The 13,527-nt window shown below is 63.1% G+C and carries 14 protein-coding genes and 1 tRNA gene; 10 read left to right on the top strand and 5 right to left on the bottom strand.

Translation table 11 applies throughout. The annotated features are described in order from the left end of the window. Positions 1 to 3: 3 nt before the first annotated feature. Positions 4 to 948 (bottom strand): ornithine cyclodeaminase family protein, encoded by a 945-nt coding sequence (locus FIU94_RS02470; RefSeq protein WP_152464275.1) that lies wholly within the window; start codon positions 946 to 948, stop codon positions 4 to 6. A gap of 79 nt (positions 949 to 1,027) precedes the next feature. Between FIU94_RS02470 and FIU94_RS02465 the strand changes: the two genes are divergently transcribed. Continuing rightward, positions 1,028 to 1,846, top strand: a complete 819-nt coding sequence (locus FIU94_RS02465) for a helix-turn-helix transcriptional regulator (RefSeq protein ID WP_254702595.1) — start codon at positions 1,028 to 1,030, stop codon at positions 1,844 to 1,846. A gap of 174 nt (positions 1,847 to 2,020) precedes the next feature. Here FIU94_RS02465 and cobB read toward each other — a convergent pair whose 3' ends face one another. Continuing rightward, on the bottom strand, positions 2,021 to 2,725 hold the full coding sequence (gene cobB / locus FIU94_RS02460; protein ID WP_152464273.1) for a Sir2 family NAD+-dependent deacetylase: 705 nt from the start codon (positions 2,723 to 2,725) through the stop codon (positions 2,021 to 2,023). After that, a complete protein-coding gene (locus FIU94_RS02455) occupies positions 2,722 to 3,696 on the bottom strand; it encodes a LysR family transcriptional regulator (protein WP_152464272.1) in 975 nt (324 codons plus the stop codon). The genes cobB and FIU94_RS02455 overlap by 4 nt, the downstream gene beginning before the upstream one ends. Before the next feature lie 165 nt (positions 3,697 to 3,861). Between FIU94_RS02455 and FIU94_RS02450 the strand changes: the two genes are divergently transcribed. From FIU94_RS02450 to FIU94_RS02425, 6 genes are all read left to right on the top strand, one after another. Then, the gene (locus FIU94_RS02450) at positions 3,862 to 4,737 is read left to right on the top strand and encodes a carbon-nitrogen hydrolase family protein (RefSeq protein WP_152464271.1); all 876 of its coding nucleotides are present in this window, start codon (positions 3,862 to 3,864) and stop codon (positions 4,735 to 4,737) included. A 79-nt stretch (positions 4,738 to 4,816) separates the two neighbouring features. Next, positions 4,817 to 5,035, top strand: coding sequence for a translation initiation factor IF-1 (gene infA, locus FIU94_RS02445; RefSeq protein WP_005978431.1), 219 nt, complete (start codon positions 4,817 to 4,819; stop codon positions 5,033 to 5,035). A 99-nt stretch (positions 5,036 to 5,134) separates the two neighbouring features. Then, entirely contained in the window at positions 5,135 to 5,713 is a 579-nt protein-coding gene (locus FIU94_RS02440; protein ID WP_152464270.1) for a nucleoside triphosphate pyrophosphatase, read from the top strand. Next, positions 5,710 to 6,729, top strand: coding sequence for a ribonuclease E/G (locus FIU94_RS02435; RefSeq protein ID WP_152464269.1), 1,020 nt, complete (start codon positions 5,710 to 5,712; stop codon positions 6,727 to 6,729). Before FIU94_RS02440 ends, FIU94_RS02435 begins: the two co-directional genes overlap by 4 nt. Continuing rightward, positions 6,729 to 6,920: a DNA gyrase inhibitor YacG gene (locus tag FIU94_RS02430; RefSeq protein WP_152464268.1), complete on the top strand. Its 192-nt coding sequence runs from the start codon at positions 6,729 to 6,731 to the stop codon at positions 6,918 to 6,920. Before FIU94_RS02435 ends, FIU94_RS02430 begins: the two co-directional genes overlap by 1 nt. A gap of 90 nt (positions 6,921 to 7,010) precedes the next feature. Beyond that, positions 7,011 to 7,085, top strand: a tRNA-Phe gene (locus FIU94_RS02425). A gap of 333 nt (positions 7,086 to 7,418) precedes the next feature. Here FIU94_RS02425 and FIU94_RS02420 read toward each other — a convergent pair. Then, positions 7,419 to 8,075 (bottom strand): TetR/AcrR family transcriptional regulator, encoded by a 657-nt coding sequence (locus FIU94_RS02420; RefSeq protein ID WP_152464267.1) that lies wholly within the window; start codon positions 8,073 to 8,075, stop codon positions 7,419 to 7,421. Between the two features lie 119 nt (positions 8,076 to 8,194). On the opposite strand from FIU94_RS02420, the gene FIU94_RS02415 reads away from it, so the two are divergent. The 3 genes from FIU94_RS02415 to FIU94_RS02405 all read left to right on the top strand — a co-directional run bounded on the left by FIU94_RS02415 (position 8,195) and on the right by FIU94_RS02405 (position 12,843). Beyond that, on the top strand, positions 8,195 to 10,240 hold the full coding sequence (locus tag FIU94_RS02415; RefSeq protein WP_152464266.1) for an NADH:flavin oxidoreductase: 2,046 nt from the start codon (positions 8,195 to 8,197) through the stop codon (positions 10,238 to 10,240). A 271-nt stretch (positions 10,241 to 10,511) separates the two neighbouring features. Continuing rightward, positions 10,512 to 11,753: an aromatic ring-hydroxylating dioxygenase subunit alpha gene (locus tag FIU94_RS02410; RefSeq protein WP_152464265.1), complete on the top strand. Its 1,242-nt coding sequence runs from the start codon at positions 10,512 to 10,514 to the stop codon at positions 11,751 to 11,753. Positions 11,754 to 11,757: 4 nt separating this feature from the next. Beyond that, positions 11,758 to 12,843: a hybrid-cluster NAD(P)-dependent oxidoreductase gene (locus FIU94_RS02405; protein ID WP_152464264.1), complete on the top strand. Its 1,086-nt coding sequence runs from the start codon at positions 11,758 to 11,760 to the stop codon at positions 12,841 to 12,843. 134 nt (positions 12,844 to 12,977) lie between these two features. On the opposite strand, the gene FIU94_RS02400 is transcribed toward FIU94_RS02405, so the two are convergent. Continuing rightward, positions 12,978 to 13,523 carry a fasciclin domain-containing protein gene (locus FIU94_RS02400; RefSeq protein WP_152464263.1) on the bottom strand — a complete coding sequence of 182 codons (546 nt, stop codon included), beginning with the start codon at positions 13,521 to 13,523 and terminating at the stop codon, positions 12,978 to 12,980. Positions 13,524 to 13,527 lie beyond the last annotated feature (4 nt).

The following is a 13,527-nucleotide window of genomic DNA, read 5'->3' as shown; positions in this document are numbered from 1 at the left end:
CCTTTACGCTGTGGCGTGTTGATAGACGGCGTAGCCGATCGCGATGTCCTCAAGGCCGAGGCCAATGGATCGAAAGAAGACAGGGCGATCCGCGTCAGGTTTGGCGCAGGATGCAACGCAAAGCTCTGCCAGATCGCCGCAGATATCATTCGCAGACCATCCGCTTTCTTGCGCAATTACCATGTCACCGGCCGCATTTGGTGTCGTGGCGCGGTAGTCGCAATAGACTTGTGCGGTCTTCAGAAATGCTGGGTCAACTTCATGGGCACGCGCCACATTGGTGCTGATCGAGGTGACAAGCGCATTTGAGGCAAAATCGGCCACGTCCACAACAGGCGTACCCGATGACGTACACAGCATGACGACATCTGCCTCTTGGACAGCGACTTTAGCCGTATCGGCTAAGGTGATGCCGGATTGTAGTCCTTGCCATTTTGCCTGTGTTTCCGGCACGCTCGCTAAACTTGGCGAGTACACACGCACATCTGCCCAATCGCGCAGCCCGGCGACATGACGCATATGCGCTTGTGCCACAGCACCTGAACCAATGACCGCAAGCTTGAGGGGACGATCATTTGGCGCGAGCAAATCAACCGCGAGCGCGGTCGTCGCGGCGGTACGTTCTGTCGTTAAAGCGCCCGCGTCCAGCAAGGCCAGCGGTTGGCCCGTCTCCATCGACATCAGAACCGACCACGCGGTGATGATGGGGCCGCCGTCACGCGGCAAGTAGGGTGACAGTTTTGCGCCAAAAACGCCCGCGCCGCCAAGCGCCCCGAGATATGTGATGAAATCACCGCCTTGGGGAAATTCGGTAATGGTCTGCGGCGGTTGAACTGCACGATCTTGTCCAAGCTCTGTGAAAAGGTCTCGCATTGCTTCAACAATATCGATCTTGCCCAATGCGTTAGAAACGGTTTCTCTGTCGAGAGTAATTGGGGTGTTTGCCATTGCGTTAATCCTTTTTGGCCTTGCTAGCTAAGCAAGCCAGACAACGCCATCATCCCAAAGGATGACTCTACAAAGGAAAGTGCCGATAGCCGTGCCGCAGACAAGTTTCCAAGCCTTCAGCGAAAAGCTGGCAAGCGTCATCGATGGCCAATCAGGCGCCGACCGTTTTATCGAGGCCGTATCTGCTTTGTACCCTTGCGAGGCGGCATTTGCCGTGCTGAACCGACCAAATGCATCGCCTGTCTACTTGGCTGACAGCTACGCTGATCTTTCTTCCAAAGCGGCAGTGCAACGCTATGTCACCTCCACTTTTGAAATCAATCCCGTTCATAACGCCATACGGGGTGGTCTCGGCGGCGGCGTTTACCGCATGGCCGACCTCGCCCCTGATAACTGGAGCGCGACTACAGCGGACGTTATTGCGGATGATGCTGAAGAGATAAGCTTCCGAACGCCCGGGTGGCCACAAGGCCTTCGGGAAGTGTCCGTGCTCGTTGAACTAGAAGACGGCATGGTGGGTGAAATAAGCCTTGCCCGCGCCGCTGCATCGAAAGGTATCCCCGATGCGGATTTGGACGCTTTGCGAAGCGTTTTGCCACTGATACGGTCCGCGTTTCTCAGGCTCGCATCGAACTCCATTAATAATCTACCATTGGACCAAACGAAATCACGGTCTTTGGCATCTTTTGGGAACGATATCCTTTCGCCAAGAGAGGCTGAAATCATCCAGATGATCCTGAAAGGGCATTCCAGCCTTTCAATCAGTTTAAGTTTGGACATTGCTCTACCAACAGTAAAATCACATCGCCGTAACGCCTATGCCAAACTTGGCATCAGCACACAGCAGCAGTTGTTCCACGCCTATTTGAAATCGCGTGAACCTGAGGGAGAGAAGTAAATAGAGTAAACCCAGCATACACTGTAGTAGAACTGCTAACTTAGAGGCACTACGTCGCAATTCTTAAATCCGGACATTCGCGCGACCGCAGTGAAGGTGCGCTTTGTCCGCATTGTGGACAATGGTCAGCCCCTCGGTGACGGTCTGCTATGCCGCGCCGCCGTTTTTTACGCTCTACCCGCGCAGGAATTCCTCTACCCAGTCGGTCACGGTCTGTGACGCGGGGCCGGTGCGGTGTTCTTCGAACTGGTTGCCGACCGAAGACCGCTCAAGGTTGAACTCGATCGTATGGGCGCCCGCGCGGCGGGCTTCGGCCACGAAACCGGCGGCGGGGTAGACATTGCCTGAGGTGCCGATGGAGACAAAGATGTCCGCCTCGCTCAGGTGCTGGAACAGCAGGTCCATGTCATAGGGCATTTCGCCGAACCAGACCACATCGGGCCGCGCGGCGGGGGCGCCGCAGGCGGGGCAGGGATCGCCGGGTGCCATCACCATCGGCGCGGGCCATCGGTGGCCGCAGGCGGCGCAGAGCGCGCTCTTCAGCTCTCCGTGCATGTGAAACACGGTCGCGGAGCCGCCCCGTTCGTGCAGGTCATCGACGTTCTGGGTGATCACGATCACCTCGCCCTCGTGCTCCGCCTCCAGCCGGGCGAGGGCACGGTGCGCGGCGTTCGGCTCGACCTTCGGCAGTTGGGCGCGGCGGGCGTTGTAGAAATCGACCACCAGTTTCGGATCGCGGGCGAACCCTTCGGGCGTGGCCACGTCCTCCACCCGGTGCCGCGCCCAGAGGCCGTCTTCGGCGCGGAAGGTCTCAATCCCGCTTTCGGCGGAAATGCCCGCGCCGGTCAGGATCACGATCTTGCTGCGGGAATGGATCATGGGGTCTGGTCCTCGATCAGGTGAAAGCCGTCGGCCAGCCAGGGCTGCTGTGCCGTGGCCGGGGCGATCATGTGGGTCTGCATCAGGCGGCGCATGGTGCCCGCTATATCGCGCGGCACCGGGTCGGACCAGTCCGCGCCGGCGAAAAGGGTGATCTGGCGCGCCGCATCGGGCAGGGGCAGGGGCATCGGCTGCAACGCATCGTGGAACCGTGCGGCCCGCATGTAGCCCAGCGGCGTGGTGATGGCCCAGCCGATGCCGCGCGCCACCATCGCCATCAGCGCCAGGTGGCTGCCGATCTCGAACCGCGTGGGCAGGCTCAGCCCCGCCTGCGCCAGGTGCTGGTCGATCTGCTGGGCGATCAGCTGTTCTGCCGCGTAGTGCAGCAGCGGCAGCGCCCCGGATCCGGCCAGCAGGTCCTCTGGCGTGCGGTCCTGCCCTGCGGGGGCGACGATGATCAGCGGGTCCCGCGCCAGGGGGTATTCGGTGACGCCCTCGGGCGGGGTGTCGGGCCGGGCGCCGATGGCGATGTGCAGCTCGCGTGCCTCGATCGCCCGGGCCAGTGCCAGGCTGCCGTCGGTGATCATGCGGAACCGGCAGCCGGTGAGGCTGTCGGCCAGGATCGTGGCCAGCCGCGGCGTCAGGTCGTTGTCGAAATCGTCGATGATCCCGAGGTTCAGGTCCTCCAGGTGGGCAAGGTCCATCACCGTGACCTCGCTTTGCGCCTGGCGCAGCTCGGACAGCGCCAGACCGGCGTGACGCAGGAACAGCTCGCCCGCCGGGGTCAGCCGCATGGGGCGACGCGAATGGTCGATCAGGTCGGCCCCCACCGCCTGTTCCAGGTTGCGCATCTGCTGGCTGACCGCGGGCTGGCTGAGCCCCGTGGCCACGGCCGCCTGCGCCACCGATCCGGCCTGCGCCAGCGCCTCGAACACCTCGATCCCGCGCAGCGTGACCCCTTTTTTCAGCATGGCTCGGCCCTCGTTTGCTGCTTCTTGAAAGCATCCGCCCACGGGGTCAAGGTTTTGGATGGGTTTCGCGCCAACTTCACCCCGAATCCTGTGCTTGCCGCCCGCGCGATGCCCCCTTGAAGCCGGTCGGATGTGCCCCCAGTATGCGCAAAAACGGAGACATCCATGAAGATCGCCACCGCCGCCTACCCGCTGGACGTCTTGACGTCCTGGGCGCAGTACGAGGACAAGATCGCGCACTGGGTCGCAGAGGCCGCGGGGCAGGGGGCGGATTTGCTGGTGTTTCCCGAATATGGCGCGATGGAACTGGCGACCCTCGCCGGGGCCGAGGTTGCAGCCGATCTCGAAGCGTCGCTCTTTGCCGTTTCCGACCGGCTGGCCGAGGCGGACGCGCTGCACCTGAAACTGGCGCGCGACCACGGGGTGCATATCGTCGCGGCCTCGGGCCCCGCGGCGACCGGCACGCGGCCCGTCAACCGGGCGCGGCTGATGACGCCCACCGGGCAAACCGGGGTTCAGGACAAGCAGATCATGACCCGGTTCGAGGCCGAGGTCTGGGACGTGGTGCCGGGCAATGCGCTTCAGGTGTTCGATACCGCATTGGGAAAGATCGGGATACTGATCTGTTATGACAGCGAATTTCCCCTGCTGGGCCGGGCGCTGACCGATTGCGACATCATCTGCGTGCCTTCGGTGACAGAGGCGCTGGCAGGCTATTGGCGGGTGCGCATCGGGGCAATGGCCCGCGCGCTGGAGAACCAGTGCATCACCGCCATGTCCAGCGTGGTGGGCGAGGGGGACTGGTCGGACGCGCTGGGCACCAGCTTTGGCGCGGGGGGCATCTTTGCCCCGCCGGACGTGGGTTTCCCGCCCACCGGCGTTCTTGCCGTCGGAGAGCTGAACGCCCCCGGCTGGACCTACGCCGAGGTCGATCTGGGCCAGGTTGCCCATGTCCGCCGCGATGGCGTGGTGCTGAACCGGCGCCACTGGAACGGCCAGATCGGGCGCGACGACGCCGCGCCATCTGTCAGATTGCGCTGAATACCCCTTGAAAAACGGCTGCAATAGGCTCATTTAGCAGCGTGCCCTTCAATTGGGGCACGTCAATCAAGGAGAGACCATGGCCAAGGAAGATACGCTCGAATTTCCCGGTGTCGTGAAGGAACTCCTGCCTAACGCGACGTTTCGGGTCGAGCTTGAGAATGGCCATGAGATCATCGCGCATACGGCAGGCAAGATGCGCAAGAACCGCATCCGTGTTCTGGCAGGCGACAAGGTGCAGGTGGAAATGACCCCTTACGATCTGACCAAGGGTCGGATCAATTACCGGTTCAAGTAGGCCGCGCCTGTCGCGGCCCGTGCGACGGGCGTCCTGCTTGCAGGGCGCGGTCGACGCCTGGCCGCTGTTCCGGGTGACGCCTTTCGTGAAAGGCTGTCCATGACATTCATTCTCGGATCAGGCAGCCCCCGACGGCTGGAACTGCTGGGGCAGATCGGCATCACGCCCGACCACATCCGCCCTCCCGACATCGACGAAACCCCGCAGAAGGGCGAACTGCCGCGGCCCTATTGCGCCCGCATGGCCCGGGAAAAGGCAGCGGCGGTGCCCTGCGACGCCGATGACACCGTGCTGTGCGCAGATACCACCGTGGCGCTCGGCCGGCGCATCCTGGGCAAGCCAGAGGATGCGGCAGAGGCCGAGGCGTTCCTGCGGATGATGTCGGGCCGCCGGCACAAGGTCATCACCGCCGTCGCGGTCAAACGGGGCGACCGTCTGTGGCAGCGCGACGCGCAGAGCACCGTGCGCATGAAGTCCCTCTCTGACGCCGACATCGCCGCCTATCTCGCCACCGGTGACTGGCAGGGCAAGGCGGGCGGTTATGGCATTCAGGGACCCGCCGGGGCGCTGATCCCCTGGATCAGCGGCTCTTTCACCGGGATCGTCGGGCTGCCCCTGGCCGAAACCGCTGGTCTGCTGACCGCAGCGGGCCATCCGATGCTGAAAGGACGCGCATGAAGGGTCGAACGATCATACTGGACCACCTGGGCGACCGCGAGGCCGCCGCGCTGATGGTGGACGGGCATCTGGACGATCTGCTGATCGACAGCGACGCCCCCCGTCCCGGCACCGTCTACCGTGCCATCGCGGACCGTCCGGTCAAGGGGCAGGGCGGCATGTTCCTGAAAACCCCGGACGGCTCAGCCTTTCTGCGGCAGATCAAGGGGCTGGCGCCGGGTCAGCCGATCCTGGTGCAGGTCACGGGCTTTGCCGAGCCGGGCAAGGCGATCCCGGTGACCGCGAAGATCCTGTTCAAAAGCCGCTTTGCCATCGTCACCCCCGATGCGCCGGGGCTGAACATCTCGCGCGGGATCAAGGACGAGGCGGAGCGTGACCGCCTGCTTGAAATCGCGCATGACGTGGCCGGAGAGTCCGAATTCGGGCTGATCCTGCGCTCGGCGGCGGCCGGGGCGGACGAGGACGATATCGCCGAGGACATCGCCGCCATGCTCGGCCTCGCCGATCGGGTGATGGGCGACACCTCCGACGCGATGGAGGTGCTGTGCGAAGGCGACGGGCCGCATGTGCTGGCCTGGCGCGACTGGATCGCCCCGGCCGAGGTGGTGACGGAACCCGGCGGCTTTGACATTCACGGCGTGCTGGACGCGGTATCGGCGGCCCGTGGGCCTCAGGTGGCCCTGGGCGGCGGTGCGTCGATGTACGTCGAGCCGACCCGCGCGCTGGTGGCCGTGGACGTGAACACCGGCAGCGATGCCTCGCTTGCCGCGGGGATCAAGGCCAACATGGCCTGCGCGCGGCTTCTGCCCCGCGCGCTGCGGGTGCGCGGCCTGGGCGGCCAGATCACACTGGACCTCGCGCCGATGCCGAAAAAGGACCGCCGCGCCTTCGAATCCGCCTTGCGCGCCGCCTTCCGGGGTGACGACGTGGAAACCGCGCTGGTCGGCTGGACCCCGCTGGGCCATTTCGAACTGCAACGCAAGCGCATACGCGCGGCCCTGTCGGAGGATAGCTGATGGCCTGTCCTATGTGCGGCAAGACCACGGTGAAGCCATACCGCCCCTTCTGTTCGCGCCGCTGCGCCGACCTGGATCTGGCGAAATGGTTCAACGGCAGCTACGCGACCCCCTCCAGGGACCCCGACGACATCGAAGCCGCCATCGAGGCCGCCGAAGCCGCAGACGACACGCCACCCAAGCCCCACTGAAATCGCTTTGGTTTCCCGGCAAAAAGAGGCTGGACACCCCGCCCCAGAGGTCCTAGAACCCGCTCACCCGACCACAACGTGGTCTCCCGTGCCCGGGTAGCTCAGGGGTAGAGCAGTGGATTGAAAATCCTCGTGTCGGTGGTTCGATTCCGCCCCCGGGCACCACTTCAAGTCTGATGGTTGCTAATGACTTAAGGCTGCTCGGATCGAGCTGCTGTCGGTCTGTTGTTCTCAATTCCGATCTCGGGGGCGCGGAGGGGGGCGGGGGGCGATTTGGAGCCGCGTCAGGTGAGCTTTGGCTATTTTCGGGTCTTGCTCTTTCTGTGTCGATCAGACCGCAGAAATCATTGGATGTCGGTGGGGCGTGACGTGTAGCGGCGACGTCCTCTCACCTTGTCGGGCGAAGGGGGCGGGCGCGGGATTCATGGGGCCTGATCACAGGGCCGGATCATGAAGCGACTTGTCTGGTTTTCGGTCGACACGACCGGCATCTGCATATCACGCGGCAGGGGGGGCAAACTTCAGGCGGGCGTGAAAGCGGGCGAGTTCGCTTTGCGTCGGGGCGCTGCCGCAAAAGGTGGTCACGTAGCCGGGGGTGCGGGCCATCCGCGTGGCGAGGCTTTCGGTGATCTGCATCGAGATATATCCGATCTGGGTGAGGTAGACGGTGCGGGCGCGCACCTCGGCTTCGTCCTCGGCATAGCCGAAGCGTGCGAACATCCCACGGATCGCATTGATCCGGGCCTCGTCGGCGGCATGGACGAGAGCCGCGGTGGCATCGGATTTATGCGCCCATCCCCGGATCGCGAAATCCAGCTGCGGCTCGAACAGCGCCTCGTCGTGGAAGACGGTGATCAGGTTCAGGATCGCCTCCGAAATCGTTTCGGCATAGGCGCCGCACGCCTCGACAAAGGCGCCGGTATTCTTGGCGTCCCATTCCTCCAACAGCGCGGCCAGGAGTGCCTTTCGGTCCTTGAAGAACCAGTAAAAACTGGTGCGTGAGATCTGCAACTGGTTGGCCAGGGGCTGGATCTTGACCGCATCGACGCCGGACCGGATCAGGGCCTGTCGCGCCGCTGCCATCCACACGTCGCGCGACCCGCGCCAACCGGTGGTCTTTTCGTCGTTCGGGGTCGGATGGGTCTGGGCTGTCATGGCCCGAGGATACCCGTGGCATCGGTTGTCCACAAGAGAAATGGACAGGCATGATCTTTTAATTGACACTAGTGAACATTCTGAGAATAGTGCGGCCATCAGTCGAAAAGGCAGGCCCCATGTCCACCGATCCCCTTTTGCAGCCCTACCAGCTCAAGCATCTGACCCTGCGCAACCGCATCATGACCACCAGCCACGAGCCGGCCTATCCCGAGGATGGCATGCCGAAAGAACGCTATGCCGCGTATCACGCGGAACGGGCCAAGGCGGGCGTGGCGTTGGCGATGACGGCAGGTTCGGCCGCCGTATCCAAGGACAGCCCGCCGGTGTTCAACAACATCCTCGCCTACCGCGACGAGGTGGTGCCGTGGATCAGGAAGCTGACCGATGCCTGCCACGACCACGGCTGCGCGGTGATGATCCAGCTGACGCATCTGGGCCGTCGCACGGCCTGGAACAAGGGGGCCTGGCTGCCTTCGGTGTCGTCGTCCAAGCATCGCGAACCGGCGCATCGCGCCTTTCCCAAGCTGGCCGAAGACTGGGACATAGAACGCATCATCACCGATTTCGCCGATGCCACCGACCGGATGAAGGCGGGTGGCATGGACGGGATCGAATTGCAGGTCTATGGCCATCTGCTGGATCAGTTCTGGTCGCCTTTGACCAATGATCTGGATGGGCCTTACGGGGGACAGACGCTCGACACCCGGATGCAGCTGCTGATGGATGTGCTGGGCGGTATTCGCAAGCGGGTCGGCGACGACTTTATCGTCGGGCTGCGCTACACGGCGGACGAGGCCGAGGCGGGCGGCATCACAGAAGAGGACGGGATCGAGATTTCGAAACGGCTTGCCGCGTCGGGCATGGTCGATTTCCTGAATGTGGTGCGGGGGCGTATCCATACCGATCCGGCCATGACCGATGTGATCCCGATCCAGGGCATGAAGAACGCGCCGCATCTGGATTTCGCCGGTCGGGTGAAGCAGGCCACCGGCATGCCGACCTTTCATGCGGCCAAGATCCCCGATGTGGCCACCGCGCGCCATGCCGTGTCCGCGGGCCTGCTGGACATGGTGGGCATGACGCGGGCGCATATGGCCGACCCCCATGTGGTAAGAAAGATCATGGAAGGGCGCGAGGATGACATTCGCCCCTGTGTCGGTGCGACCTTCTGTCTGGATCGCATCTATCAGGCGGGTGATGCGCTGTGCATCCACAACGCCGCGACGGGGCGTGAGCTGACCATGCCGCACGATATTGCGCCTGCCGGGGTCCGCAAGAAGGTGGTCATCATCGGCGCAGGTCCGGCGGGGCTTGAGGCCGCGCGCGTTGCCGCCGAGCGGGGCCACCGCGTGACCGTGTTCGAGGCGCAGCCCGATCCTGGCGGCCAGATCCGGCTGACCGCACAGAACCCGCGCCGCCGCGAGATGATCTCGATCATCGACTGGCGGATGGCGCAATGCGCGGCGCGTGACGTCGAGTTCCGGTTCAATTCCTGGGCCGAAGTCGATGACATCACGGCACTGAACCCGGACGTGGTCATCGTCGCCACCGGCGGCCTGCCCAATACCGAGCTGTTCGAAAGCGGCAAGGACCAGGATCTGGTCGTGACCGCCTGGGATATCATCGCCGGTGACGTCAAGCCGGGACAGAACGTGCTGATCTACGATGAAAGCGGAGATCACCCCGGTGTCATGGCCGCCGAAATCGCCGCGAACGCGGGCGCCACGGTCGAGGTCATGACCCCCGACCGGACCTTTGCGCCCGACATCATGGCGATGAACCTTGTGCCCTACATGCGGGCGCTGCAGGACAAGGACGTGACCTTTACCGTCACACGCCGCCTGCTGGACGTGCAGCGGGAGGGCAACAGGCTGAGGGCGGTGATCGGCACGGATTACAGCGACCTGAAGACCGACAAGACCTATGATCAGGTGGTGGTGAACTACGGCACGCTGCCGCTGGACGATCTGTATTTCGACCTCAAACCGCTGTCGTCGAACGGCGGGGCGGTGGATTACGATGCGCTGATCGACGGCCAGCCGCAGGACGTGACGCGCAATCCTGAAGGGGGCTTTGCGCTTTACCGCATCGGCGACGCGGTCAGCGCACGCAACACGCACGCCGCGATCTACGACGCGCTGAGGTTGGTGAAGGACATCTGATCATGCCGTTTTCGGCCCGACGTGGTCGCGGAACAGGCGGCGGTGGAACCCGGTTACGGGCGGGTGCCACAGCGGCAGCTGACCGCGCCAAAGAAGCAGATGGAAGTTCGTCCCTTCGGTCGCAAATCAGATGTGCTCGGTCGCAAAATTGGGGGGGTGCGGAGGACAATCATGCGAAGCAGCTTCTGCGGACAGGGCGCTGCCCACCGACAGAACCTGAAAACCTCCTTCATCTTCCGCGCCGCCGCGGTCGCAACTCCACAGGTGTCACATGCTGCGTGAATCAGATGTCCTTTCAACCTTGATGCGCCGCAAGCCCGCGCATTCCCTGCCTCAAGACCTGTATTGCGATGAAGGTGTCTTTGCCGCTGATATGGCCCGTATCTGGTACAGGGAATGGCTGTTCGTTCTTGCCTCCTGCGAGATCCCGAAAGCCGGAAACTACGTCGTGCACGAGATCGGCGCCTATTCCGTGGTGATCGTGCGGGGCAACGATGGCGAGATTCGCGCCTTTCACAACTCCTGCCGGCATCGCGGGTCCGTGCTGTGCAAGACCAAGAAGGGGACCGGTCCGAAACTGGTGTGCCCCTACCACCAGTGGACCTATGAGCTGGATGGCAGGCTGCTTTGGGCGCGTGAGATGGGGCCCGATTTCGATGCATCCAAGCACGGACTGAAACAGGTGCATTGCCGCAATATTTCGGGGATGGTCTATATCTGCCTTGCCGACGAGGCCCCGGCGATCGAGGAATTCGCTGCCCAGACCGCGCGCTACCTTGCGCCGCATGATCTGGAAAACTCAAAGATCGCCTATGAGAGCACCATCATCGAGAACGGCAACTGGAAGCTGGTCTGGGAAAACAACCGCGAATGCTATCACTGCTCTGGCAACCATCCGTCGCTGTGCCGGACTTTCCCCGACGATCCGCGCGCCATCGGCAACGATGACAGCGGCGAATTGAACGGGTTGCAACAGCAGCACAGCGACCGCTGCGAGCCGGTCGGCGCGCCCTCGGCCCATCTGGAATCGGCGTCGGGCGACTGGCGGTTCGTGCGGACGCCTCTGCTGGACGGGGCGGAAAGCTACACGATGGATGGAAAAGTGGCGGTGTCGAAGCCGAACTCCTCCATTCCCTTCAAGGACGCCGGATCCTTGCTGAAATACAAGTATCCCGGAACCTGGAACCATTTCCTGTCCGACCATATTCTCTTGTTCTGCATCACGCCGATCAGCGCCACACAGACCGAGGTCTGCACCAAATGGCTGGTCCACAAGGACGCGGTCGAGGGGCAGGATTACGACCTGAAGCGTCTGACCGAAGTCTGGATCGACACGAACGACGAAGACCGCGAAGTGGTCGAGAACAACCAGCGCGGCATCCAGTCACCGGCCTATGTGCCCGGCCCTTATTCGCCGACCCACGAGGGCGGCAACATCCAGTTCACCGATTGGTATGCAAACACGATGATCCGCGCGATCACCGGCGGCGCGACCCCGATGGCGGCGGAGTAGCGTCATGGCGCTTGATATTGATATGACGGCAAGCGGGGACAGCGGGATCTGGCAGGATTCCGAACCGCTGGTCTGCTGCGCCGTGGTGCCCGAGGCCCCCGATACGGCGACATTCAGCTTCGTTTCGCGCTCGGGGCGGCAATTCCGCTATGAGCCGGGCCAGTTCGTGACGCTTGAGTTGCCGGTGCCGGGCGGGACGATCTGGAAGACATACACGATTTCGTCTTCGCCTTCGCGCCCGCTGACCCTTTCGGTGACGGTCAAGGCGCAGGCGGGCAGCGTCGGCACGCGCTGGATGCTGGATCATCTGCAGCCGGGGATGAAGATCAAGGCCACAGGTCCGGCCGGTATTTTTACCCTGCCGCGCAATGAGCAGAAGAAGTACCTGTTCATTTCGGCAGGGTCGGGGATTACGCCGTCGCTGTCGATGACCACCTATCTCTACGACCGCGGCACCAATATCGACGTGACCTTTGTCCATTGCGCGCAGCGTCCGCAGAACATCATCGCCCGCCAGCGGCTGGAACAGATGGCGTCGCGCGTCCCATCGCTCAAGCTGTTCTTCATCGTCAGGGAAGACGACCCGTACCGGGTCTGGACCGGCCTGCGGGGCCATCTGAACCAGCTGATGATCGGGCTCATCGCCGGGGATTACCTTGAACGCGAGGTCTATTGCTGCGGACCTGAATCCTTCATGGACGCGGTGCGCGAAATGCTGATCGGTCTTGGCTACGACATGGACCGCTATCATCAGGAAAGCTTCAACGCGCCGGTCAAGAAGGAAGAGCAGCTTCCCGAACATGACGATGTGGTGCTGGAAGAGGACGCGAAGGCAAGCGTCGCCTTTACCCAGTCGGATGTCACCGCCGACTGCCACGAGACCGATACGGTTCTGGCCGTGGCGCGCGGCGCGGGGATCGTCATCCCCTCGGGCTGCACCTTTGGGGTCTGCGGCACCTGCAAGGTGCGCAAGACCTCGGGCGAGGTGCATATGGTGCACAATGGCGGCATTTCAGAAGACGACATCGAAAGCGGCTATATCCTGGCGTGTTGTTCGAACCCGATCGGCGCGGTCGAGATCGAAGTCTGACAAACCCCGCGCATGGGATTGAAGTTGTCGGGGCGACGTTTCCGCGCCGAGGGCACCCGCCGCATCAGAAAAAGGCCACCTGCCCGAAGCGGGCAGGTGGCCAGTTCGATCCCGGGCTGTTCAGCCAGACGGGTTTATTGCTTTGGCAGCAGCACCCTGTCGATGACGTGGATCACGCCGTTGGATTGCTTAACGTCCGCTTGGGTGACGGTCGCCACGCGGCCGTTCTCATCGGTCAGGGTGATGTTGTCGCCGTCCATCTGGGCCTGCAGCGTGCAGCCGCCGACGGTCTCTACCGGGTGGTTGCCATCGTCATCCGCGATCATGCCGGCAATGGCCGACGACATCGCATCGGCTGCGACAACATGGCAGGTGAGGATCTGGGCCAGCTGGCCCTTCGCACCCGGCTGCATCAGCGCCTCAAGCGAGTCCTGCTTGATCATCCCGAACGCATCGTCGGTGGGCGCGAAGACCGTGAAGGGGCCGGGGCCGGAAAGCGTGTCCACCAGGTCCGCCTGTTTCACGGCGGCGACGAGCGTGGTGTGGATCGGCGAGTTGACGGCGTTTTCGACGATGTTCTTTTCCGGGAACATCTCGGCGCCGCCGACCATCGGGTTCTGTGCCGACGCCATCGTTGCGCTTGTGGCGAGTGCGGCACCCATCAGGATAGAGCGGATCATGTTT

The organism is Sulfitobacter sp. THAF37 (assembly GCF_009363555.1).
Taxonomy (GTDB): domain Bacteria; phylum Pseudomonadota; class Alphaproteobacteria; order Rhodobacterales; family Rhodobacteraceae; genus Sulfitobacter.
This window is presented reverse-complemented; position numbering and strand designations above follow the sequence as displayed.

Bases quoted from the DNA above. Each gene is read 5' to 3' on its own strand.
- FIU94_RS02455 (WP_152464272.1), bottom strand. From the start codon at position 3,696: ATGCTGAAAAAAGGGGTCACGCTGCGCGGGATCGAGGTGTTCGAGGCG.
- FIU94_RS02400 (WP_152464263.1), bottom strand. From the start codon at position 13,523: ATGATCCGCTCTATCCTGATGGGTGCCGCACTCGCCACAAGCGCAACG.
- FIU94_RS02430 (WP_152464268.1), top strand. From the start codon at position 6,729: ATGGCCTGTCCTATGTGCGGCAAGACCACGGTGAAGCCATACCGCCCC.
- FIU94_RS02420 (WP_152464267.1), bottom strand. From the start codon at position 8,075: ATGACAGCCCAGACCCATCCGACCCCGAACGACGAAAAGACCACCGGT.
- FIU94_RS02435 (WP_152464269.1), top strand. From the start codon at position 5,710: ATGAAGGGTCGAACGATCATACTGGACCACCTGGGCGACCGCGAGGCC.
- FIU94_RS02410 (WP_152464265.1), top strand. From the start codon at position 10,512: ATGCTGCGTGAATCAGATGTCCTTTCAACCTTGATGCGCCGCAAGCCC.
- FIU94_RS02470 (WP_152464275.1), bottom strand. From the start codon at position 948: ATGGCAAACACCCCAATTACTCTCGACAGAGAAACCGTTTCTAACGCA.
- FIU94_RS02450 (WP_152464271.1), top strand. From the start codon at position 3,862: ATGAAGATCGCCACCGCCGCCTACCCGCTGGACGTCTTGACGTCCTGG.
- FIU94_RS02415 (WP_152464266.1), top strand. From the start codon at position 8,195: ATGTCCACCGATCCCCTTTTGCAGCCCTACCAGCTCAAGCATCTGACC.
- FIU94_RS02405 (WP_152464264.1), top strand. From the start codon at position 11,758: ATGGCGCTTGATATTGATATGACGGCAAGCGGGGACAGCGGGATCTGG.
- infA (WP_005978431.1), top strand. From the start codon at position 4,817: ATGGCCAAGGAAGATACGCTCGAATTTCCCGGTGTCGTGAAGGAACTC.
- cobB (WP_152464273.1), bottom strand. From the start codon at position 2,725: ATGATCCATTCCCGCAGCAAGATCGTGATCCTGACCGGCGCGGGCATT.
- FIU94_RS02440 (WP_152464270.1), top strand. From the start codon at position 5,135: ATGACATTCATTCTCGGATCAGGCAGCCCCCGACGGCTGGAACTGCTG.